We start from the raw sequence: 21,248 nt of genomic DNA, 5'->3' as shown, positions 1-21,248 counted from the left end.
AAATCCCTTACCTGCGCAAGGAGTTCACCTCGCCATGCCCCGCAACCGGATCGTCCCGATCGCCGCCCCGCTCACCGCCTGCGGCGGCTCCTCGTCCGCCGCCGACGAGAAGGTCGTCACCGTCTACAGCGCCGACGGCCTCAAGGGCGAGAGCGGTGACGGCTGGTACGACCGGATCTTCAAGGACTTCACGAAGGAGACCGGGATCAAGGTCGAGTACGTCGAGGGCGGCTCCGGCGAGATGGTGCAGCGCGCCGTCCGCGAGAGGAGCAACCCGCAGGCCGACGTGCTCGTGACGCTCCCGCCCTTCATCCAGCAGGCCGACGGCAAGGGCCTGCTCCAGAAGTACGCGCCCACCGGCTCCGACCAGGTCAGCGGGGCCGACAAGGCCACCGACGGGACCTGGACCTCGGTCGTCAACAACTACTTCTCGTTCATCTACGACAAGAAGGCGCTGAAGCAGGCGCCCACCACATGGGAGGAGCTGCTCGACACCAAGTACAAGGGTAAGCTCCAGTACTCCACGCCGGGCGTCGCCGGTGACGGCACGGCCGTCGTCATCAAGGCGATGCACGACTTCGGCGGAGAGAAGCCGGCCATGGACTACCTCGGCAAGCTCCAGTCCAACAACGTCGGCCCGTCCTCCTCCACCGGCAAGCTCGCGCCCAAGGTCGACAAGAGTGAGCTGCTCGTCGCGAACGGCGACGTCCAGATGAACTTCGCCCAGTCCAAGTCCATGCCGAACCTCGGTATCTGGTTCCCGGCGACCTCCAAAGGCAAGCCCACCACGTTCGCCCTGCCCTACGCGGCCGGCCTGGTCACCGGCGCCCCGCACACCGAGAACGGCAAGAAGCTCCTCGACTACATGCTCACCCAGAAGGCACAGCAGCAGGTCAGCGAGATCGGCGGCGGCTTCAGCGCCCGCAAGGACGTCAAGGCCACCGACCAGACCGCGATCGCGCTCACCGAGCTCATGGCGGGCGTCGAGATCTTCGAGCCCGACTGGAACGACATCGACAAGAACCTCACCAAGTACGTCGACTCCTGGAAGTCCGCGACCGGCAGCTGAGCCGCCCCCCTGCCGACAACCGGTACCGGGTGATCGACGGGGTCGAGATCACCGCTTCCTGACTACGCTGGGGTCGTCGGTACGCCGTGGTTCCGGCGCCCCCGCACATGCACGCACGTACGGCAGGAGAACCCGCACATGGCAGACCGCAAGCCCATCGAGTCATGGCTCACCGACATGGACGGTGTGCTCATCCACGAGGGCGTTCCGATCCCCGGTGCCGACGCGTTCCTGAAGAAGCTGCGTGAGTCCGGGAAGCCCTTCCTGGTCCTCACCAACAACTCGATGTACACCCCGCGCGACCTGCACGCCCGGCTGCGGCGCATGGGGCTGGAGGTGCCGATCGAGTCCATCTGGACCTCGGCGCTGGCCACCGCCCAGTTCCTGGACGACCAGCGGCCCGGCGGCTCCGCGTACGTCATCGGCGAGGCCGGCCTGACCACCGCGCTGCACGACATCGGCTACATCCTCACCGACCACGAGCCGGACTACGTCGTCCTCGGCGAGACCCGCACGTACTCCTTCGAGGCCATGACCAAGGCGGTACGGCTGATCCTGGGCGGCGCCCGCTTCATCTGCACCAACCCCGACGAGACGGGCCCCTCCACCGAGGGCCCGCTGCCCGCCACCGGCGCCGTGGCCGCGCTGATCACCCAGGCGACCGGCAAGAAGCCGTACTTCGCGGGCAAGCCGAACCCGCTGATGATGCGCACCGGGCTGAACGCGATCGGCGCGCACTCCGAGACCAGCGCGATGATCGGCAACCGCATGGACACGGATGTGCTGGCCGGCATGGAGGCCGGGATGCAGACCTTCCTGGTGCTCACCGGGCTGACCCGGCCCGAGCAGGTCGAGGACTTCCCGTACCGTCCGTCGAGGGTCGTCGACTCCATCGCCGACCTCGTCGACCGGGTCTGAAACCCGGCTCCCACGAAATCCAACTCGTACGGAGCAGCGCGGCCCGGCTGAGGATGCGCGGCCGGGCCCCGCGGGGGAGCCTCCTGACTACGGGAGGTTCATGATGGGTCCACTGAAAGTCACTCTCTGTGCGGGCGCGGCGATCTTCGCGGCGCTCACCCCGGCCGCCCACGCGGCGGACGGAGGGGGCCTCTCGGTGACCCCGGCGTCCCCCGCCCCAGGTACCGACATCGCCCTCAGGACCACCGGCTGCGCCACCACCACCGGCACCGCGACCTCGGCGGCCTTCGTCGCCGACGCCCGCCTCACCGGCTCCGGCGGCACGCTCGTCGGGGAGACCCGCGTCAGCTCCTCGATCAGGGCGGGCACGTACGACGTGCGGGTCACCTGCGCGGGTGCGCAGACGAAGGGCGCCCTCACCGTCGTAGAGAAGACGCCACCGAAGGCGCAACCGAAGATGCCATCGGAGACGCAACCGAAGGCGCAGCCGCATACGCAATCGGAGACGCAGCCGTCGGCCCCGCACCAGCCCACCGCCCCCGCCTCCTCACCGGTGGCCCCGGTCCAGGCGGGCGGCGGCGGTGCGGCCCGGCTCGGTGCCGAAGCCGAGGCGGATGCCGAGGCCGACGCGGCCGGGCCCGGCACGGGGCACGCGGTGACCGGGCTGGTGCTGGCGGGTGTCGCCGCGGTCGCCGTGGCGCTGCGCAGCGCCCGCCGGAGCCGCGGAACGGACTGACGGCGATGTCCGAGCGCTCCTCGAGTACCGGCCGCCTCACGATGGGGGTGGTCTGGGCGGTGCTGCTGCTCGCGCTGTGGCTGTGGGGGCGGGAGGTCACCGGCGTACGGCACGGGACAGCCACACCCACCACCGGCGACATGGCGGCGGTCGGCCGCCCGCCGGACGCCGAACTGCCGCCCGCCGCCCGGCCGTTGAAGGCCGCGCTGCCACAGCGCATCGACATCCCCGACCTGGGCGTGCAGGCACCCGTCGTGGCCCGCGGGCTCGACGCGCACGGCGCCGTCGACGCGCCGCCCCTCGACCAGCCCGGAGTGGTCGGCTGGTACGCGGGCGGAGCGAAACCCGGCGCCGCGGGCACCGCGCTCATGGTGGGACACGCCGACACCGAGACCCGCCCCGCCGTCTTCCACAAGATCAGCTCCCTGCAGCCCGGCGCGAAGGTCCGCGTCGCCCGCGACGACGGCAAGATCGCCGAGTTCACCGTCGACGACATCCAGGTAGTGACCCGCGACCTCTTCGACGCCCACCAGGCCTACGGCCCCCGCCATTCCGGCCGCCCCGAACTCCGCCTGATCACCTGCGGTGGCACCTTCGACCGACAGAGCCGCAGCTATACAGCAAACGTGATCGTCTCGACGTACCTCACCGGAACGCCCCGTTAGGGGCGCGGGGCTGTATCGATATGCGGCTCCGCCGCGCGGGCGCGACGGTCCCCGCGGCCTCCCCTCGCAACTCGGCGTCATCCGCGACCCGTTCGAGGACAGCGCTTGCGGCCAGCGTCTGGGCCAGCGCCAGCTCCGCCTCACCGGCACGCCCGTCGTGCTCGGGGAACGGGCGTCGGCGTGGGCGAGCCGGATGGACACCGGCGGCACCGGCTGCCCGGAGCTGTAGCTGTCCAGGCAGGGCCCGCCGCCTCCACCAGAGCCTGAGCGAGCTGGATCTCCCGGCCGGTGTGACGCATGCCCGCGCACTCCCCTTCGCGTGCCCCCGCGCCCTCCGCTCGGGCGCGCGCCTACCCAGACCATCGGGGCTGTAACAGCTCTCCGACAAGGCTCGAGCGGCCTCGTGGGCGCAGCGTGACGTATGTCAGGATTGAGCCTCGAACGGTGCACCCAAGGGGGGTTGGATGTACAGCAAGAGGGGGGTGAGGTCTTTGTCGGCCGGAACGCGGGCGTCCGCAGTGGTGCTGGGGGCGGCGCTGCTGATCGCGGGGTGCTCATCCGGGGACGGGGACGGGGACGGTGGGGAGGAGACCGGCGACGCCGGTGCGAAGATCTCCCAACAGCCCAAGGAAACCGACCCGTTCTGGGTCAACCCGGAGGGGAACGCGGCCGAGCAGGTCGCGACGTACGAGAAGGCCGGCAAGCAGGACGAAGCCGCGCAGATCCGCAAGATAGCTCAGCAGCCGACGGGCGAGTGGATCACTCCGGAGAGCGCCGAGCAGGAGGCACGCGGCTTCACCGAGGCCGCCGAGAAGGCCGACCGGGACGCGCTGCTCGTCGTCTACAACATTCCGCACCGCGACTGCGGCCAGTTCTCCGGCGGCGGCGCCGCGGACGGCAACGCGTACCGGGAGTTCATCGACCAGGTCGCCAAGGGCATCGGCGACCGCTCCGCGACGGTGATCCTCGAACCGGACGCGATCCTGCACCTGGTCGACGGCTGCACCCAGGACGAGTTCCACGAGGAGCGCTACGACCTCCTCAAGGGCGCCGTCGAGAAGCTCAAGGCCAACAAGAACACCAAGGTCTACCTGGACGCGGGCAACGCCGGCTGGGGCCACCCCAACCAGATCTTCGAGCCCCTCCAGTGGGCGGGTATCGACAAGGCCGACGGCTTCTCCGTCAACGTCTCGAACTTCTACACCACCGAGGACTCCGTCGCCTACGGCAAGGAGCTCTCCGCGAAGGTCGGCAACAAGCCCTTCATCATCGACACCAGCCGCAACGGCAACGGCCCCTACACCGAGGGCAACCCCGACGAACGCTGGTGCAACCCACCCGGCCGTGCCCTCGGCGAAACCCCGACCACCAAGACGGCGGACCCCCTGGTCGACGCCTACGTCTGGGCCAAGCGCCCCGGCGAATCGGACGGCGAGTGCAAGGGCGGCCCGAAGGCGGGCGAGTGGTGGCCGGAGTACGCGCTGAGCTTGGCCAAGGCCAGCGAGTGACCGTATGACTCGGGGCGCCTTCCACAGAAGAGGGCGCCCCGAGTCATATGGCGGTTACGGCACTCGAACCCACTGCGCCTTACTGGGCGTCCCCTGGTCATCCGTGACGAACAGCATGTACCACCCCGACTGCACCAGATTCCTGTTCTTCGGCACAGTCACCGTGATCTTGCCCCCGGACACCTTGTGGTCCAGCGCGATGGACCGCTGGTCGACGTCCGTGACGTGCGTCGACGCGCTGGGCCGGATCAGCCGCACCTTCTTGACCGTCGACGCATGCTGCGAGGTGAACGTCCCCGTCCCGCCGCGCTCGATCGTCTGCGGACCGCCGGACAGCGACGGCTGTGCGTCCTGGTACAGATACGGCGGCGTGTAGATCTCGATCCGCTGCTCGAACTTGCCCGGCTTGGTGTTGGCCTTGTCGCCGTACAGCGAGTCGGAGCCGAAGAACATCACCCGGCCGTCGGGCAGCAGAATCGAGCCGGAGTGGTAGTTCCGGCCCACCAGCGGGTCGGCGACGCGCCGCATCTCGCCGGTCTCGGCGTCGTACATCCGCGCCTGGAGGATGTTGGAGTCGCTGCGCCCTCGGTAGTCCTCGGAGCCGCCGGAGATCAGCACGGTGTCGTCCGGCAGCACGGACGCCTGCGGATACCGTGTGCCCTTCCCGAGTGAAGGCCCGTCCGTGAACGCGGGGTTCGCGTCCTTCAGATCGATCAGCCGGGTCTTCTCGCTCGACAGCTTGGACTCACCGACTCCGCCGCCGCCGATCACCATGTACTTCTCGTCCTGCGCCGGCGGCAGCAGCACGGTGCCCGCAGTCTCCAGCATGTTCGCGTCGCTCAGCCCGGGCACCTTGGTGAACTTGTTGGTGTCCAGGTCCCAGATTCCGGGGTCACGCCCCACGTCGTCCGGCCCGTATCCCGCGTTCGCGCCCGAGTAGAAGATCTCGCCGCTCTGCATCAGGAACAGCGCCGGATACGTCGGGAACTGCCGAATCCTCTTCGTGTACGTCCACTTCTTGGTCGCCGGGTCGAAGATCTCGTTCTTGCCCGGGACCAGCTGGCCGATGTCGTCGAGGCCGGAGACGCTGAGGATCCTGCCGTCGCTCAGGGTGGTGAGCGTCGGGTACCAGCGGGCCTCCTTCATGGGGTCGACCTTGATGTACTTCTCGGCGACCGGGTCGAACTCGAAGGCGTCCCGGATGCCCTGGAAGTCCTTCTTGTCGAGCGCGAGCTTCTGCGCGATGCCGTAGGTGTTGCGGGCGTCGGCGCCGCTCAGGCCCTGGACGCGGTAGTTGTCCTGGGTGCCCGTCTCGTACTTGGCGCCCTTGCGCTGCGCCTCGACGTAGATACGGCCGAGACCGGGGTCGTTGCGCAGGAACTTGCCGGTCGCCTCGTCGAAGACCTTCTTCGCGCGCGGCACGAGCACCGGGTCCTTGGAGACGAACGTCTTGCCGTTCTCCTTGCCGGTGAACTTGGTGCCCGCGGGCAGGGTGATCGGCTTGTCCGGGTTCTCGTTGTGGACGATCATCAGGCCGCCGGCCTTGGTGACGTCACCCTTGAGCTTCTCGTACCGCTTGGTGCCGCCCGCGATCAGCAGATTGCCGTTGGCGAGCTGGGTGTGGCCCGTGCAGAACAGGTCGTTGGGCGTCGGCACCTTCTTGATGGTGCCCTTGACGGGATCCCAGATCCGGGTGTCGAACTTCTTCGCGTCGAAGTTGTCCTGGTTGTTGCCCGACCCGGCGACGAGCAGCACCTTGCCGGTGCGCAGCAGCGCCGCGTGGATGGTGTTCTGCCGGTACTTCTCAGGGAACTCGACGATCTCCCAGTGGCCGTTGTCGGCTTTGTACTCGGGTCTGTTGATCTGGTACTCGTGATATTTCTCGGTCCCGACGCGGTAGAGCCACGGCCCGTTCATCCCGGCCAGCGCGAGAACCACCGCCGTGCCGATCGCGAGTCGACGGACACGGCGGCGGCCGGCCTGGTCTTTCATTCCTTACGTCCCCCAAGTCCACCAAGGGCGATCTGCATGGTCTGGTCGTTGCCGTCGCCCCCCTGCTGCTGTGAGGCGGCCCAACTCGGCTTCTGCTGCGGGGCGTGCGGCGCCGGCAGTGGCTGCGGACGGTGCTGGTGCGGGGGCTGGTGCGGCACGACCCCGCCCGCGTCCTGCGGCTCGGGCCGGTCGGGCGCGGCGGGCTTCTTCTTCTCCTGCCGCACCATGTGGCGCCAGGCGAAGATGGGCGTGGCGGTGATCAGCAGGGCGAAGCAGGCCCAGATGATCATCGCGGGGTGGGAGTGGCCGTACACGAAGCCCGCGGTGATCGAGCCGGCGAAGATCAGGATGAAGTACCAGTGGTACCGGAAGGTCCCGAACCAGCGGTCCGGGCTGGCCGAGTCGCCCTTGGGCGTGACCACGAACTTGCTCTTCTTGCGGAGTACCGAGTCGATCAGCGCCTTCGCGTAGAGCGGCGCCGACAGCGCGGACATCACCATGCCGGCCACACCGCCGGAGCCCTCCGGCTCGTGCGGCGAGACGTTGTGGCGGCGGTTCCAGACGTAGAGGCCGATCTGCAGGGCGGAGGCGTTGCCGTAGAGCATCAGCCAGATCGTCGGGTCGATGTTCACACCCGAGGCGCCCAGGCCCAGGAACAGGGCACAACTGATCGCCGCGAGGATCCAGTTCAGGGCCGACATCGGGTAAAAGATGATCATCATCGTGTAGTTGAAGAGCTTGCTCGGCGGCAGCGAGTAGAAGCCCTTCCAGTACTGCTTGAGGATCGTCTCGTACGTCCCGCGCGACCAGCGCATCTGCTGGGTGAAGAAGTCCGTCCAGGCGCTCGGGCCCTCACCGACCGCCAGCACGTCCGGCGTGTAGACCGAGCGCCACTTCCTGCCCGTGACGGGGTTCTTGTGCCGGTGGATCTCGAAGCCGGTCGCCATGTCCTCGGTGATCGAGTCGTACAGCCCGCCGATCTGCTTCAGCGCCCTGATGCGTACGGCGTTGGAGGTGCCCACGAACATCGGCGAGCCGTAGCGGTTGCCGGCGCGCTGGATCAGGGCGTGGAAGAGGAACTGCTGGGACTCGGCTGCCTTGGTGACGAAGTTGTCGTAGTTGCCGTAGACCTGCGGGCCGATGACGAAGCCGACGTCCGGGTCGCGGAAGAAGCCGAGCATCCGCTCCAGGTAGTTGGGCAGCGGCACATGGTCGGTGTCGACGGAGGCGAAGAAGTCGTAGTGGTCGCCGTGCGCGTCCAGCCAGGCGTTGTAGTTGCCGTGCTTGGTCTTGGCGCGGTGCGGGCCCTTGGCCTGGTTCCACTTGGCGACGCCCTTGCGGCTGAAGTGGTGCACGCCGAGCCGGGCGCAGACCTCCTTGACCGCCGGGTCGTCGCCCTCGTCGAGCAGCCAGACATGCAGCAGGCCCCGGTGGCGCAGCTTGACGGCCGCCTCCAGGGTCTTGGTCACCATCTCCAGCGGCTCCTTGCCGGGCACGAAGGAGGTCAGGAAGGCGACTCTCGTGCCGGTCTCGGGCACCACCGGGACCGGGTCGCGGGCGACCAGCGTGGCGTGCGCGTTCGACAGCACGTTCATGCAGCGGAAGAACTCGATCAGGCCGATCGAGACGAGCATCACCATGTCGAGGGCCGGCAGGAAGTCGTACGCCGGGTAGTCGCGCTCGGTCCAGTGCACGGGCTGGAGCAGCCAGGCGAGCAGCACGATCGAGAGCAGCGGCGCGGCGGCCAGCATCAGGGCCACTCTGAGCCGGTGCGGCTCCTGTGAGATCAAGGAGCGGTACTGCACTCTGTAGGGCTTGTTCGGATCGGGTTGTGTGAGGGGACCCGCCAGTCGGCTGTAGTGCTCGTAGTCGTACTTCGGCAGCGTCTTCTTGATCCGGCGGAACGCGCCGGTCCGATGCGATGGCACCCTGAGCTGGGTCGTCTGTGACGGGTCGTAGTTCTGCCGGGCGCCCGTCGGCGTCGACGTCATGAGTCATCCCCCCACACGCGGATCAGCGCGTGTCTGTCGGTTCCTTACACCTGCGCAGGTCCCCCTCGACCTTCACAGGCGGATCAGTGATGGACCGCTGTCACCACATCGTCCACACCACTAGACATGAAACAGCGACCTTCCGGTTGCATGATGCCCCCCTCGGCATCGCCTCATGAGCGGGGCCCCCTCTCCCCGAGACAAACCGGCAACCGGCTCCTTGCCCCCCAAGTGCCGCGAATCCGCAGCATCTTGAAAAAACAGAGTTCTACGGCGTTCAGCATGATCGCAAGATGCGAAACGCGGTGTTTACCGGTCATACGCGTTCATTGTGGCAGCTGTGGGGGTCTTGTGGACCCGGTGTGGGTGAGTGGCGGGCACGACTGTTCGACGGTGGGGTGCGGGCAAGCAGAAGGCCCCCCGCCGGAGCGAGGGGCCTAGCTGTCGGTGCGCCGCCAGGGACTCGAACCCCGGACCCGCTGATTAAGAGTCAGCTGCTCTAACCAACTGAGCTAGCGGCGCCTGCTGACCTGCACAACCTTACCCGACCCCGGAGAGTGCTCCGGACCACGGGCGCCCCGCCGGCCGGGGCCCGCCCTGGCCGCCGTACATCATTCGGACCGTCAACATGCGCGTCCGGAACACAGTTGTGAAACTGATCAACATGCACAGACGTGGACATTTCCAGCTGGAGTGTGAGGGGAATCGAATGCCGACTCCGGCATTCGAGGAAGTCGATCCCGCGAGCGACTGCGACTGCCCGGGATGTGTTCACTGGCGGCGGGTCCTGCCGCATTCCGCGACCGGCCACGGAAGCTGTCACCCGGCGGCCCGGCGGGTGCTGGTCGTCGCCGCCGCGGCGCTCGCCGCAGGGCAGGCGGCACCGGCGCTCGCCGCCCCGCACGCAGCCCAGCGGCCGGACATCCCCCCAGATGACGAGCCCGCGAGCCCACAGGGCGGCCAGGCCCCGCTGCACGGTCCGGCCGGCCTGCCGACCAAGCCCGCGCCCGGGACCAAGGTGCCCACGACCACCCGGGCGGAGATCATCAGGCGGGCCAAGAAATGGGTCGAGGCGAAGGTGCCGTACAACATGAGCCGGTTCTGGTCCGACGGATACCGGCAGGACTGCTCGGGCTTCGTCTCGATGGCCTGGAAGCTGCCCGGAAACGAATGGACGGGCAGCCTCGGCCAGTACGGGGTGCGGGTGTCCAAGGACGATCTGCTGCCCGGCGACATTCTGCTGTTCCACAATCCGGAGAACCCGCAGAACGGCTCACACGTCGTCATCTTCGGCGGCTGGACCGACTACACGCACACCTCCTACATCGCCTACGAGTCCACCCGCCCGCACGCCCGCAAGCAGGCCACCCCCTACGCCTACTGGACCCACTCCGACCGCTATCTCGCCTACCGCTACAAGGGGCTCGCGGCAGGCACGGCGGGCGCGGCGGGCGCGGCGGGCGCGAAGTCGAGCGCGCCCGCCGCGCAGCCGTACCCGGGAGCGGCCTACTTCGGTCCCGGCGCCAACAACAAGTACGTCGCCGAGCTGGGCCGGATGCTCGTCGCTCGCGGCGCCGGCCAGTTCTACGCCTCGGGTCCGGGCCCCCGCTGGACGGACGCCGACCGCAGGGCGACCCAGGCCTTCCAGCGCGCCCAGGGCTGGACCGGCGACGACGCGGACGGGCTGCCCGGGCCGCGGACCTGGACGCTGCTGGTCGCCGGCGAGGGCAAGGACATCACCACGGGGGCTGCCGCACCGGCCGCCCCCGCCTCGCACGGGGTGCCCGGCTATCCGGGGCGGGCGATGTTCCGTCCGGGCGCGGACAACGAGTACGTCACACAGCTCCGCCGGCAGCTGGTGAAGAAGGGGTTCGGCAACCACTACACGACCGGTCCGGGTCCGCGCTGGAGCGAGGCGGACCGGCGCGGCGTCGAGGCCTTCCAGCGCTCCCAGGGCTGGCGGGGCGGCGCGGCCGACGGCTATCCGGGGCCGGAGACCTGGCGGCGGCTGTTCGCGTGACGCGAGGCCGCGCATCCCACCGTTCTGAGCATCTGACGCATCTGACGCATCTGGCGCGGAGGCTGGAGGCACCCGATGACCACGACCACTTCCCACACGCCCGAGTCCGACGGCCCGGCAGAGAGTGCGCCCCGGCCCGCCCGGCTGATCCAGAACGAGGCGACCACCGAGATCCCCGTCCATCTGCTGTTCCGCGACGACCCCAACCCGGTCTCCGTCCCCCTCAAGCCCGCCGTCGTCGGCCGTCGTCACGGGACGGGAGAGCAGCCGCGGCTGCGCCGCCCTGTCCCGGCGAAGGCCCGCCCGGTGCCGGAGGTGGATCCCGCCCTGGCCGAGCGCCCGGCACGGGTGCTGCCCGGTGTGGTGGGAGTGCTCGCCGGGGGGACCGGGGTGGCCGGAACTCTCCTCACCTCTTGGTGGGCGGGCGCGTTGCCGGCCCCAGTCGTTGCCGAGCTGGGTCTGCCGGTGACCGGCGGGGCCGGGCTCGGGCCCGTGCAGTGGGCGGCGTACGCCGGCGCCGTTTCCTTGGGTCTGTTCGGGTTCGGCGGGCTGGCCCGGGGGCGGACCGGGCGAGCGTGGGTGCTCGGGCTGTTCGGGCGCTACCGGGGGACCGTGCGGCGGACCGGCCTGATGTGGGTCAACCCGCTGCTGCTGCGCCGCCGGGTCGACGTACGGCTGCGGCACTGGCGCAGCGAGCCGATGCCCGCGGCCGAGGGCAGCGGGGTCGCGCTGCGGGTCGTCGTCCTCGTGGTGTGGCGGGTGCGCGACACCGCGCGGGCCACGCTGGGCGTCGAGGACCACGAGACCTATCTGCGCGAGTGCGTGGAGGCGGCGCTCGCCCGGGTGCCGGTGGAGATGCCGGGCGGCGTGCGGCCGTCGATGGACGTGGCCACCGACGCGCTGACCCGGCTGGTCGCGGCGGACGCGACGCCGGTCGGCCTTGAGGTGTTCTCGGTGCGGCCGGTGCGTGTCGAGTACGCCCCCGAAGTCGCCGCCGCCATGCACCGCCGCCGGATCGCCGCGCTGGACGCCCAGCACCGGGCGAGCGTGCTGACGTCGGTCGTGGACTCGGTGGAGGACACGGTGACGCGGCTGACCATGCGGGGGCTGGTGGAGCTCGACGACTACGAACGCAAGGTGCTCGTCAAGGACTTGACGGTGGCGTTCTGTTCGGGGCGCGGAGAAGCAGGACCCTGAATGAGTTCCTCGATTGGTATGGACACGTCTTTGATATGGACACAGCCAAGTAGCCGCAATAATCTGAAACTTGGTCTAGACCTGCAAGCTCACTGAACTTCCCCCACGTTCTCCAGGAGCGGCAGCATGCGCACCAAGACCACGTTGTCCGCCGTCGCCGTGGGCCTCGCCACGACCGGAGCCCTTGTGCTCTCCTCCGGCGGCGCCAGCGGCCACGGCTACACCGACCTCCCCATCAGCAGGCAGAAGCTCTGCCAGAACGGCACCGTCACCAACTGCGGCTCCATCCAGTGGGAGCCGCAGAGCGTCGAGGGCCCGAAGGGCTTCCCGGCGTCCGGCCCGGCGGACGGGCAGATATGCAACGCGGGCCAGGGCCAGTTCGCCCAGCTCAGCGCAGCGAAGACGCCGTCAGGCGCCAACTGGCCGACCACCAAGGTGACGGGCGGTCAGAGCTACACGTTCCGCTGGCAGTTCACCGCCATGCACGCCACGACCGACTTCAAGTACTACGTCACCAAGCCGGGCTGGAACCAGAACCACAACCTGGCCCGCTCGGACCTCAACCTCACCCCGTTCTTCACCGTCCCCTACAACGGCCAGCGCCCGCCGCAGACCCTCTCCCACAGCGGCACGCTGCCCTCCGGCCTGAGCGGTCACCACGTCATCCTCGCCGTGTGGACCATCGCGGACACGGGCAACGCGTTCTACGCCTGCTCCGACGTCAGGTTCTGAGCATCCCTTGAGTCCGTGCGCCACCCCCCGCGGGTAGGTTTCCCGCACGCCGATCAAGACCGTTCCGGCGTGCGGGAAGCCGTACCTGACCTCGGGGGACCTCATGGAAGCGCTGTTCTACGTCATACCGTTGTTCATGATCGGCCTTGCGGGCTACGCCGCGACGAGGCTGATGCGGCGCGCCCGCGACATCCGCAACGCCTGGAACAACGGGCTCACGGCCGAGGCGCGGTGTCTGCGAGCGTTCACGACGACGAGCAATGACTCCACGACGCAGCACCACGTCTACGAGTTCACCACGCACGACGGGCGTTACATCCGGTTCGAGGAGGCGTACGGACCGGCGATGACCGTGGAAGGTGACATCGTCACCGTGCACTACCTGGCGGAACGCCCCGAGCGCGCCACGGCCCACGCCCCGTCTCCCGGAGTGCTCGCGGCGGGCTCGGGCTGTGCGCTGCTGTTCCTCGGCGTCTTCATCGCCTTCTGCATCGCGTTCATGCTCATCGCCCACACGCTCTTCTCGGTGCTGGACGGCTTCGGGTTCCAGGTCCCTGGGGCTCTCCTGGGGCTCCACATCTGACGGTACGTCAATTACCGTACGTGCCCATGGAATCCAGTGCACGCACGGTCGCGGAACTCGTCGCCGCGCGGTGGGGCGACCACCGCCCGGGGCTGTGGTGCGAGGAACGGACGCTCACCCACCACGAGATGGCGGCCGGAGCAGCGGCCCGTGCCGCGCTGCTGGCCGATCTGCTGCCGCCGGGCGCCGAGCCGCACATCGGGGTGCTGCTCGACAACACCCCGGAATACCCGCTGTGGTTGGGCGCCGCCGCCCTCGCCGGCGCGGCCGTCGCCGGGATCAACCCCACCCGCCGCGGCCCCGAACTCGCCCGCGACATCCTGCACACCGACTGCCGGATCGTCCTCACCGACCGCACCCGCCTCCCGCTCCTCACCGGCCTCGACCTGCCCGGCGTACGCCTGCTGTCCACCGACACCCAGGAGTACGACGACCTGCTCGCGCCCTACGCCGACGCCCGCCCGGACGCCACCCGGGCCACCCCGTCCCACCGTCTCCTGCTGTACTTCACCTCCGGCTCGACCGGCGCCCCCAAGGCCGCCCTCTGCACACAGGGCCGCCTTGCCGCCGCCGGGCACTCCCTCGCCGGCCACTTCGGGGTGGGCCGGGACGACGTGCACTACATCTGCATGCCGATGTTCCACGGCAACGCGGTGATCGCCGACTGGGCGCCCGCGCTGGCGGCCGGGGCGGGGGTGGCGCTGCGGCGGCGGTTCTCGGCGTCGGGGTTCCTGACGGACGTACGGCGATACGGGGCGACGTACTTCACGTACGTCGGGCGGGCCGTGCAGTACATCCTCGCCACCGAGGAACGGACCGACGACCGCGACAATCCGCTGCGGCTCGGCTTCGGCACGGAGGCGGGGGCGGTGGACGCGGCGGCGTTCGAGCGGCGGTTCGGGGTGCGGCTGGTGGAGGGATACGGGTCGTCGGAGGGCGGGGCGGCGGTGCAGTGGACGCCGGGGACGCCGGCGGGGGCGGTCGGGCCCGCGACGCCCGGGCTGGTCGTACTCGATCCGGAGACGGGACAGGAGTGCCCGGCGGCTCTCTTCGACTCCACGGGGCGGCTGCTCAACGGGGAGGAGGCGCTCGGCGAGCTGGTGAACCGGGGGCCGAATCCCTTCGAGGGCTACTGGCGCAACCCGGAGGCGGACGCGGCACGGCTGCGGGACGGCGCGTACTGGACCGGTGACCTCTTCTGCCGGGACGCCGACGGGTTCCTGTACTTCGCCGGGCGCGCGGACGACCGGATCCGCGTCGACAGCGAGAATCTCGCCGCCGCGATGATCGAGAACATCCTGGCCCGGTACGAGGGTGCCGATGCCGTCGCCGTGTACGCGGTGCCGGATCCGGTGACCGGGGACCAGGTGATGGCGGCGGTCTCCGGGGCCTTCGAGCCTGACGGCTTCGTGCGCTTTTTGGCAGCTCAGCCCGACCTCGGGACCAAGATGGCGCCCCGGTTCGTGCGGGTGGTGGAGCGGATGCCGGTCACGGCGACGAACAAGATCCACCGGGCGCAGCTGCGGAAGGAGGGGGTCCGCTGCGCCGATCCCGTGTGGTGGCGGCCGGCGGGGGAGGACATGTACCGGAGGCTGACGCACGCGGACATCGAAGAAGGGCCCCTCGCTCCCACGAGAGGCCCAGCTTCAGGGGGTGTGGGTGGCGGAGCCCCCACAACGCGCGGGGCAGCCGCGCAGTAACGACGATGGCGAGGCCGGTTCGCGCTTTCCGCGAACACTCCTCGCCATCGACATCGTGCGCCGCCAGGGACTCGAACCCCGGACTCGCTGATGCTGCATCTCCCGGGGGCTGTGACATCAGCGGCTCCGCCGCGTGCCCCCGGACCCCCAGCAGAGGCCGCAGGCCCCCCGCTGTGCGAGAGGCCTGCGTTTGTGCGCCGCCAGGGACTCGAACCCCGGACCCGCTGATTAAGAGTCAGCTGCTCTAACCAACTGAGCTAGCGGCGCATGACCCTCGCCGACCACGCGTTATGTGCTTCGCGCGGCGGCGGCACAGAAAATATTACCCGGTCCTCAGGGGTGCTCCTGACCAATGCCGGGTGACGCTCAGATGGCCAGCGAGAGCAGCACCGGGGCGGCATTGCGGTTCAGCGCGTCGGCCGCCTGCTTGAGCCGGTGCGCGTGCTCGACCGGGAGGGAGAGGGCGAGGCAGCCCACCGAGGCGCCGGCCGTGATCGGGACGGCGGCGCAGACCGTGCCGATCGCGTACTCCTGGAGGTCGAGGTGGGGCACGGTCGGCGGCTGGGCCTCCAGGCGGGAGAGCAGCAGCTTGTCGCTGGTGATGGTGCGCGAGGTGAGCCGGGCCATCTTGTGCCGGGAGAGATGGTCCCGGCGGCCGTTGTGGTCGAGCTGGCCGAGCAGGCTCTTGCCGATCGCGGTGGCGTGGGCGGAGTAGCGGAAGTCCACCCACTCGTTGACCGCGGGGGTGGTGGGGCCGTCGGCGTACTGCGTGACGTTGATCTCGCCGTCGACGTACCGGCTGATGTAGACGGCGGCGCCCACCGAGTCGCGCAGCCGGTCGAGGGCGCCCTGGAGCTTCTCGCGCAGGGCCTCCTCGCGGCCGTGGGTGGAGGTGAGGCGGGTGAGGGCGGCGCCGGTGACATAGGCGTCGTCGGCGCCCTGCTCGACGTACCCCTCACGGCGCAGCATCCGCAGCAGCGCGGTCAGCCGCTCGGCGCCGAGGCCGGTGTGCCGGGCGAGCTCGGCGTCGGTGACTCCGGCGGAGTGCCGCGCCACCGTCTCCAGGACGCGCAGGGCGTCCTGGGCCGAGTGGTACGGCGCGGTCGGCTCGTTCATCAGCGCCACGGTTTCCCCCTGCGCTCGCTCTTGGCTCGCTCTTGGGCCGCAATCCGGTCAGCGGATCCTCTCCACGATAACCGGCAAGAGGCTTGTAGTGAGCGGTTGTTGACGAGATTCCGGCCCTCTCAGCAGGGGGACTGACACCCTGGCATATGCCATAGGCAAGAGCTCCCCGTTTGCGCTCCGGTACCCGCCCGCCTTCACCTCCTGTAATCACAGCACCGCGCTGAGGAACTCCCGCGTTCGGTCCTGCTCCGGGTCGCTGAAGATTTTCTCCGGCGGCCCGGCCTCGATGACCCGGCCGGAATCGAACATCAGGACCTGGTCCGAGATGTCCCGGGCGAAGTTCATCTCGTGGGTCACACAGAGCATCGTGATGTCCGTGGAACGGGCGATGTCCCGGAGGACGTCGAGGACACCGGCGACCAGCTCCGGGTCGAGCGCGGACGTCACCTCGTCGAGCAGCAGCACCTGCGGCCGCATCGCCAGCGCCCGCGCGATCGCGACGCGCTGCTGCTGGCCGCCGGAGAGCTGGGAGGGGTGCGCGTCGCACTTGTCGCTGAGCCCCACCAGGTCCAGCAGCCCGCGCGCCCGCTCCTCCGCCTCGTCCTTGGCCATGCCGAGCACGGTGACCGGGGCCTCGGTGATGTTCCTGAGGGCCGTCATGTTCGGGAACAGGTTGAACTGCTGGAAGACCATCCCGATCTTCTTGCGGACCTCGCGGATCTGCTTCTCCGGCGCGGGGAACAGCTGCTCCCCGTCCACGGTGATGGTGCCCTCGTCGGGCTTGGTCAGCGTCATCAGCAGCCGCAGGATCGTGGTCTTGCCGGAGCCGGACGGGCCGATCAGGGTGACGTGCTTGCCCGCGCTCACGGAGAAGTCGAGATGGTCGAGGACCGTGTTCTCGCCGAACCGCTTGGACACGTTCTCCAGGCGGATCAGCTCGGACGAGGAGGCGGGCACGTCGGTCGGGTTCTTTTCGGTGTCAACGGACAAGGCGTCGCTCCAGGGTGCGCAGCAGGACGGAGGCGAGATAGGAGATGAGGATGAAGGCCACGCCGATCACGGTCAGCGGCTCGGTGAAGCGGAAGGTCTGCTGGGAGAACAGCCGTGCCTCGCCCATCATGTCCAGCACGGTGATGGCCATCAGCATCGGCGTGTCCTTCAGCATCGCGATCACGTAGTTGCCGAGCGCCGGCACGACCCGGCGGATCGCCTGCGGCAGGATCACCACGGTCCACGTCCGCCTGAGCGGCAGGTTCAGCGCGGTCGCCGCCTCCCACTGGCCGACGGGCACCGCTTCGATACCGGCCCGGTAGACCTGCATCGTGTACGTCGAGTAGTGCAGGCCGATCGCGAAGACGCCGGTGGTCAGCGCGGAGAAGGTGATGTTCCACTCGGGCAGGACGTAGAAGAGGAAGAACAGCTGCACCAGCAGCGGGGTGTTGCGTACGAACTCCGTGACGACCCCGACGGGCCAGGTCACCCAGCGCGTGGGCACGCGCATCAGCAGCGCCCACACCAGGCCCAGCGCGAACGAGATCAGCGAGCCGAGTACCAGCGCCTGCAGGGTGACCAGCAGGCCGTCCCAGAAGTGCGGCATGAAGTCGGCGACCGCTCCCCAGTCCCAGTTCACGCGACACCACTCCCCTCAGGCACGCGCACCGCGGACACCTTCTTCTCCGGCTTCTTGCCGACCCCGGCCTTCAACTTCTTCTCCAGTCCGCGCATCACACGCGTCAGCAGGAAGGCGATCACGAAGTAGATCAGCAGGATGTACGTGTAGATCTCCGCGCTCTCCTGCAGGGCGAGCCGCACCAGGCTGCCGCTGAACGCCAGATCGCCCATGCCCATGATCGACACCAGCGCGGTGCCCTTGAGCAGCTCGATCAGCAGATTGGAGAACGGCGGGATCATCTCCGGCACCGCCTGCGGCAGCAGGATCAGCCGCATCCGCTGCCAGGGCGTGAAGCTGAGCGCGATCCCGCCCTCCTTCTGCGCCGGGTCGACGGCGGCCAGCGCGCCGCGCACGATCTCGGAGCCGTACGCCCCATAGGTCAGTCCGAGCGCCAGCGTGCCCGCCCACATCGGCACCAGCTGCCAGCCGAAGGCGGGCGGCAGCACGAAGTACACCCAGAAGATCATGACGAGCGCCGAGGTCCCGCGGAACACCTCGGTGTAGAAGCCCGCGAGGAAGCGGACGACCCGCAGCCGGTGGACGCGGGCGGTGCCGACGATGAACGACACGGCCGTCGCGAGCAGCGCGCTGAAGACGAGCAGCTGGATCGTGACCCAGAGGCCCTTGAGTACCAGTTCCCACAGTCCCGAGGTCATCCGCCGCACAGCTCCTTCGCGGTGAGGTCGGTCATCTCGGCCTTGGTGAAGCCGAAGGGCCGGAGGATGCGGAGCAGCTCTCCGCTCTTCTTGAGCTTCCGCAGTTCCACATTGAAGGCGTCGCGGAGGTTCGTCTCCGTCGGGCGGAACGCGAAGGCGCCCCCGTCGACATGCGGCTTCCCGCCGACGAGTGGCTTGAACGGCGCGGTCGCCTCGGCCTTGGCGGACTTCTTCACCACCTCACGGGTGGTGAGCGCGGTCCCGGCGAAGACGTCGACGCGCCCCGCCTCCACCGCGTTCAGCCCGGCGACCTGATCCTGGACGATCATGATGTCGCTCTCCTTGTACCCCGCCTCGACGGCGTACTGGATCTCCGCGTAACCGGTTCCGGTCGCGAACTTCGCCTTCTTCTCGACGACGTCCTTGTAGGTGTGCAGGCCTTTCGGATTCCCCTTGCGCACGATGAAGGCATCGAGCATCTGGTAGTCCGGATCGGCGAAGATCACCTCCGCGCAGCGCTCGGGATTGACGTACATCCCCGCCGCCACGACGTCGAACTGCTGCACCTTCAGCCCCGGAATGAGCGACCCGAACTCCGTCGGCACGGCCTGCACGCGGTCCACGCCGAGCCGTTTGAAGATCACTTTCGCCAACTCCGGTGCCTCACCGGTGAGTTCGCCGTTCGTGTCGATGTATCCGAAGGGGATCTCGCCCGCGATCCCGAGCCGTACGACACCCTGCGCCTTCAGCCGGTCGAGCAGATCACCGCCCTCCGTGGACGAGACCGCGGCCACGCGTGAGCAGCCCGCGGCGCCCAGCGCGCCGACCGCCGCCACCCCCGCGAGCAGCGACCGGCGCGTGGGCCCGGATATATATGAGCCATGTTCCAGTGATGGAGCCATGGCGGCGCGGCTACCCGACCTCATGCGAGTTATGCGGGCCGATTTGAGCCCCGTTCCTGGCCACGCCCTCTTGACCGGCGGGGCACCATGGACTGCATGGCTGATCGCTACATCGAGGTATCGCTGGTCAAGCGCGGAATCACCTGCCAGGCCCGGCTGCTCGACGACCGGGCACCGATCACCTGCGCCGCCGTCTGGGATTCCCTGCCGCTTTCCGGCGACGTCTACCACGCGAAATACGCACGCAACGAGATCTACGCCCTTTTCCCGCCCTTCGCTCCATCGGAACCGCCCCTGGAAAACCCGACAGTCACCCCCATTCCCGGCGATCTCTGCTATTTCTCCTTCGCGGGAGCGGAACTGGGCACGAAGGCGTACGGCTACGACCGCGAGGTCCGCGCCGGGACGACGCTGGTGGACCTCGCCCTCTTCTATGAGCGCAACAACCTGCTGCTCAACGGAGACGTGGGGTGGGTGCCGGGGATCGTGTGGGGGCAGGTGGTCGAGGGCCTCACGGAGATGGCGGAGGGCTGCAACGACCTGTGGCGGACGGGGGCGGCGGGGGAGACGCTGGCCTTCCGGAGGCTGTGAGGCGTCTACGACACGTACGACACGAAGTTCTTCCAGGCCTCGGGGGTGAGCCCGAGGCGGGGGCCTTCGGTGTGCTTGGAGTCACGGACGTGGATGGTGGCGGGGGTGATGGCGATCTCGACGCAGGAGTCGCCTTCGCTGCCGCTGCTGTAGCTGCTCTTGAACCACGCCAGCTCGGAGGCGTCCCCGGCCGAGGTGTTGCGGATCATGTTTCCCCCAGCAGTTGCTCGATGAAGGCCATCGACTCACGTGGCGTGAGCGCCTGAGCCCGGATGATGCCATAGCGCAGTTCAAGGATACGGAGCTGCCTGGGTTCGGACAGCGGTCGGCCGTTGGCCACCACCGGTGAGCGTCCCACCGCCGAGCCGTCCGCGAACTTCAGCACCTCGATCCTGCCGTCCACCCCGGCATGCTCCTCGCGATCCATCGGCATCACCTGAAGCTCGACGTTCCGCAACTGCCCCGTCTCCAGCAGATGTTCGAGCTGGCGACGCAACACCGCCCTTCCGCCGAGCGGACGACGAAGCGTCCACTCCTCCAGGACGAAGCTGAGTTCAGGCGCGGGATCCCGCTCGAAGACGGCCTTGCGGGCCACGCGCGCGGCGATGAACCGCTCCACCTCGTCCTCGGTGTACGCGGGGCGCCGCATCAGGAGAAGCCCGCGTGCGTACTCCGGTGTCTGCAGCAAGCCGTGGATGTTGAGGGGATCGTAGAGCTGAAGCTCGACCGCCTTGGCCTCCAGGTCCCCCAGCTCCCGAACCTTCTTCGGGTACCGGACCTTCTTGACGTCCTCCCACGTCGCAGCGATGAGCCCACCCGCCTGCAACACCTCGTCGGCCTCGTTCAGGTACTCCTGCCGGGGAATCCGCTTCCCGGCCTCGATCTTGTAGACCATGTCCTCGCCGTACCCGACCGCCGTCCCGAAGTCGGCGGCCCGCATTCCCACGGCTTCCCGCCGCAGCTTCAACTGCCGCCCGACGGTCGCGATGACCGCAACTCCCCACTCGTCGTCCGGGTCCACCTCCCAACCCGGCTCGTCCGCCTCGGTCTTGAGCCGTCCTGCTTCAGCTTCCACCGACATCCCGCACCCCTCCGCCGTACGACCGTGCCGCGACGCTCCCTACCCGTACGGTCGCTCTCGACAGCCCGGACACGACCGGACAACATCTGGACAGTCACCGTACGCATCGG

Annotated in this window: 20 protein-coding genes and 2 tRNA genes; 11 read left to right on the top strand and 11 right to left on the bottom strand. The window is 69.0% G+C overall.

The genetic code is table 11. The features are described from left to right. Positions 1–34: 34 nt before the first annotated feature. From QQY66_RS17695 to QQY66_RS17675, 5 genes are all read left to right on the top strand, one after another. Positions 35–1,069 (top strand): 2-aminoethylphosphonate ABC transporter substrate-binding protein, encoded by a 1,035-nt coding sequence (locus QQY66_RS17695; protein ID WP_301981326.1) that lies wholly within the window; start codon positions 35–37, stop codon positions 1,067–1,069. A gap of 138 nt (positions 1,070–1,207) precedes the next feature. Continuing rightward, positions 1,208–1,987, top strand: coding sequence for an HAD-IIA family hydrolase (locus tag QQY66_RS17690; RefSeq protein WP_301981325.1), 780 nt, complete (start codon positions 1,208–1,210; stop codon positions 1,985–1,987). A 103-nt stretch (positions 1,988–2,090) separates the two neighbouring features. Further along, positions 2,091–2,723, top strand: a complete 633-nt coding sequence (locus QQY66_RS17685; RefSeq protein ID WP_301987366.1) for a hypothetical protein — start codon at positions 2,091–2,093, stop codon at positions 2,721–2,723. Between the two features lie 5 nt (positions 2,724–2,728). Next, positions 2,729–3,388, top strand: coding sequence for a class F sortase (locus QQY66_RS17680; protein ID WP_301981324.1), 660 nt, complete (start codon positions 2,729–2,731; stop codon positions 3,386–3,388). 464 nt (positions 3,389–3,852) lie between these two features. Next, positions 3,853–4,896, top strand: a complete 1,044-nt coding sequence (locus QQY66_RS17675) for a glycoside hydrolase family 6 protein (RefSeq protein WP_301981323.1) — start codon at positions 3,853–3,855, stop codon at positions 4,894–4,896. A 54-nt stretch (positions 4,897–4,950) separates the two neighbouring features. On the opposite strand, the gene QQY66_RS17670 is transcribed toward QQY66_RS17675, so the two are convergent. From QQY66_RS17670 to QQY66_RS17660, 3 genes are all read right to left on the bottom strand, one after another. Beyond that, positions 4,951–6,888 carry a kelch motif-containing protein gene (locus QQY66_RS17670; protein ID WP_301981322.1) on the bottom strand — a complete coding sequence of 646 codons (1,938 nt, stop codon included), beginning with the start codon at positions 6,886–6,888 and terminating at the stop codon, positions 4,951–4,953. Continuing rightward, entirely contained in the window at positions 6,885–8,879 is a 1,995-nt protein-coding gene (locus tag QQY66_RS17665; RefSeq protein WP_301981321.1) for a glycosyltransferase family 2 protein, read from the bottom strand. Before QQY66_RS17665 ends, QQY66_RS17670 begins: the two co-directional genes overlap by 4 nt. A 448-nt stretch (positions 8,880–9,327) precedes the next feature. Next, positions 9,328–9,401: transfer RNA gene (locus QQY66_RS17660), tRNA-Lys, on the bottom strand. 187 nt (positions 9,402–9,588) lie between these two features. On the opposite strand from QQY66_RS17660, the gene QQY66_RS17655 reads away from it, so the two are divergent. From QQY66_RS17655 to QQY66_RS17635, 5 genes are all read left to right on the top strand, one after another. Further along, positions 9,589–10,899, top strand: a complete 1,311-nt coding sequence (locus QQY66_RS17655; protein ID WP_301981320.1) for a peptidoglycan-binding protein — start codon at positions 9,589–9,591, stop codon at positions 10,897–10,899. Positions 10,900–10,974: 75 nt separating this feature from the next. After that, positions 10,975–12,096, top strand: a complete 1,122-nt coding sequence (locus QQY66_RS17650; RefSeq protein ID WP_301981319.1) for an SPFH domain-containing protein — start codon at positions 10,975–10,977, stop codon at positions 12,094–12,096. 126 nt (positions 12,097–12,222) lie between these two features. Then, positions 12,223–12,828 (top strand): lytic polysaccharide monooxygenase, encoded by a 606-nt coding sequence (locus tag QQY66_RS17645; protein ID WP_301981317.1) that lies wholly within the window; start codon positions 12,223–12,225, stop codon positions 12,826–12,828. A gap of 103 nt (positions 12,829–12,931) precedes the next feature. Continuing rightward, positions 12,932–13,411, top strand: coding sequence for a DUF3592 domain-containing protein (locus tag QQY66_RS17640; RefSeq protein WP_301981316.1), 480 nt, complete (start codon positions 12,932–12,934; stop codon positions 13,409–13,411). A 26-nt stretch (positions 13,412–13,437) separates the two neighbouring features. Beyond that, on the top strand, positions 13,438–15,111 hold the full coding sequence (locus tag QQY66_RS17635; protein ID WP_301981315.1) for a long-chain-fatty-acid--CoA ligase: 1,674 nt from the start codon (positions 13,438–13,440) through the stop codon (positions 15,109–15,111). Between the two features lie 193 nt (positions 15,112–15,304). On the opposite strand, the gene QQY66_RS17630 is transcribed toward QQY66_RS17635, so the two are convergent. The 6 genes from QQY66_RS17630 to ehuB form a co-directional block, all read right to left on the bottom strand. Next, a tRNA-Lys gene (locus QQY66_RS17630) sits at positions 15,305–15,378 on the bottom strand. Between the two features lie 99 nt (positions 15,379–15,477). Beyond that, positions 15,478–16,236, bottom strand: a complete 759-nt coding sequence (locus tag QQY66_RS17625) for an IclR family transcriptional regulator (protein ID WP_301981314.1) — start codon at positions 16,234–16,236, stop codon at positions 15,478–15,480. A gap of 207 nt (positions 16,237–16,443) precedes the next feature. Next, a complete protein-coding gene (gene ehuA / locus QQY66_RS17620) occupies positions 16,444–17,226 on the bottom strand; it encodes an ectoine/hydroxyectoine ABC transporter ATP-binding protein EhuA (protein ID WP_301981313.1) in 783 nt (260 codons plus the stop codon). Continuing rightward, positions 17,216–17,866, bottom strand: coding sequence for an ectoine/hydroxyectoine ABC transporter permease subunit EhuD (ehuD, locus tag QQY66_RS17615; protein WP_301981312.1), 651 nt, complete (start codon positions 17,864–17,866; stop codon positions 17,216–17,218). Before ehuD ends, ehuA begins: the two co-directional genes overlap by 11 nt. Next, complete coding sequence (gene ehuC / locus QQY66_RS17610; protein ID WP_301981311.1) at positions 17,863–18,564, bottom strand: ectoine/hydroxyectoine ABC transporter permease subunit EhuC; 702 nt, start codon at positions 18,562–18,564, stop codon at positions 17,863–17,865. Before ehuC ends, ehuD begins: the two co-directional genes overlap by 4 nt. After that, positions 18,561–19,466 carry an ectoine/hydroxyectoine ABC transporter substrate-binding protein EhuB gene (gene ehuB, locus QQY66_RS17605; RefSeq protein ID WP_301981310.1) on the bottom strand — a complete coding sequence of 302 codons (906 nt, stop codon included), beginning with the start codon at positions 19,464–19,466 and terminating at the stop codon, positions 18,561–18,563. Before ehuB ends, ehuC begins: the two co-directional genes overlap by 4 nt. A 96-nt stretch (positions 19,467–19,562) precedes the next feature. On the opposite strand from ehuB, the gene QQY66_RS17600 reads away from it, so the two are divergent. After that, a complete protein-coding gene (locus QQY66_RS17600) occupies positions 19,563–20,057 on the top strand; it encodes a DUF3830 family protein (RefSeq protein WP_301981309.1) in 495 nt (164 codons plus the stop codon). Positions 20,058–20,062: 5 nt separating this feature from the next. On the opposite strand, the gene QQY66_RS17595 is transcribed toward QQY66_RS17600, so the two are convergent. Both QQY66_RS17595 and QQY66_RS17590 read right to left on the bottom strand, forming a co-directional pair. Continuing rightward, positions 20,063–20,266 carry a DUF397 domain-containing protein gene (locus QQY66_RS17595; protein ID WP_301981308.1) on the bottom strand — a complete coding sequence of 68 codons (204 nt, stop codon included), beginning with the start codon at positions 20,264–20,266 and terminating at the stop codon, positions 20,063–20,065. After that, positions 20,263–21,138 carry a helix-turn-helix transcriptional regulator gene (locus tag QQY66_RS17590; protein ID WP_301981307.1) on the bottom strand — a complete coding sequence of 292 codons (876 nt, stop codon included), beginning with the start codon at positions 21,136–21,138 and terminating at the stop codon, positions 20,263–20,265. Before QQY66_RS17590 ends, QQY66_RS17595 begins: the two co-directional genes overlap by 4 nt. Positions 21,139–21,248 lie beyond the last annotated feature (110 nt).

This window comes from Streptomyces sp. DG2A-72 (assembly GCF_030499575.1).
Classification (GTDB): domain Bacteria; phylum Actinomycetota; class Actinomycetes; order Streptomycetales; family Streptomycetaceae; genus Streptomyces.
Note: the sequence above shows the minus strand (reverse complement) of the source record. Positions and strands in the feature narration are given on the sequence as shown.

What these genes read in the sequence shown, in the direction of transcription:
- QQY66_RS17695 (WP_301981326.1), top strand. Translation starts at nt 35, where the DNA reads ATGCCCCGCAACCGGATCGTCCCGATCGCCGCCCCGCTCACCGCCTGC.
- QQY66_RS17690 (WP_301981325.1), top strand. Translation starts at nt 1,208, where the DNA reads ATGGCAGACCGCAAGCCCATCGAGTCATGGCTCACCGACATGGACGGT.
- QQY66_RS17685 (WP_301987366.1), top strand. Translation starts at nt 2,091, where the DNA reads ATGGGTCCACTGAAAGTCACTCTCTGTGCGGGCGCGGCGATCTTCGCG.
- QQY66_RS17680 (WP_301981324.1), top strand. Translation starts at nt 2,729, where the DNA reads ATGTCCGAGCGCTCCTCGAGTACCGGCCGCCTCACGATGGGGGTGGTC.
- QQY66_RS17675 (WP_301981323.1), top strand. Translation starts at nt 3,853, where the DNA reads ATGTACAGCAAGAGGGGGGTGAGGTCTTTGTCGGCCGGAACGCGGGCG.
- QQY66_RS17670 (WP_301981322.1), bottom strand. Translation starts at nt 6,888, where the DNA reads ATGAAAGACCAGGCCGGCCGCCGCCGTGTCCGTCGACTCGCGATCGGC.
- QQY66_RS17665 (WP_301981321.1), bottom strand. Translation starts at nt 8,879, where the DNA reads ATGACGTCGACGCCGACGGGCGCCCGGCAGAACTACGACCCGTCACAG.
- QQY66_RS17655 (WP_301981320.1), top strand. Translation starts at nt 9,589, where the DNA reads ATGCCGACTCCGGCATTCGAGGAAGTCGATCCCGCGAGCGACTGCGAC.
- QQY66_RS17650 (WP_301981319.1), top strand. Translation starts at nt 10,975, where the DNA reads ATGACCACGACCACTTCCCACACGCCCGAGTCCGACGGCCCGGCAGAG.
- QQY66_RS17645 (WP_301981317.1), top strand. Translation starts at nt 12,223, where the DNA reads ATGCGCACCAAGACCACGTTGTCCGCCGTCGCCGTGGGCCTCGCCACG.
- QQY66_RS17640 (WP_301981316.1), top strand. Translation starts at nt 12,932, where the DNA reads ATGGAAGCGCTGTTCTACGTCATACCGTTGTTCATGATCGGCCTTGCG.
- QQY66_RS17635 (WP_301981315.1), top strand. Translation starts at nt 13,438, where the DNA reads ATGGAATCCAGTGCACGCACGGTCGCGGAACTCGTCGCCGCGCGGTGG.
- ehuC (WP_301981311.1), bottom strand. Translation starts at nt 18,564, where the DNA reads ATGACCTCGGGACTGTGGGAACTGGTACTCAAGGGCCTCTGGGTCACG.
- ehuB (WP_301981310.1), bottom strand. Translation starts at nt 19,466, where the DNA reads ATGGCTCCATCACTGGAACATGGCTCATATATATCCGGGCCCACGCGC.
- QQY66_RS17600 (WP_301981309.1), top strand. Translation starts at nt 19,563, where the DNA reads ATGGCTGATCGCTACATCGAGGTATCGCTGGTCAAGCGCGGAATCACC.
- QQY66_RS17595 (WP_301981308.1), bottom strand. Translation starts at nt 20,266, where the DNA reads ATGATCCGCAACACCTCGGCCGGGGACGCCTCCGAGCTGGCGTGGTTC.
- QQY66_RS17590 (WP_301981307.1), bottom strand. Translation starts at nt 21,138, where the DNA reads ATGTCGGTGGAAGCTGAAGCAGGACGGCTCAAGACCGAGGCGGACGAG.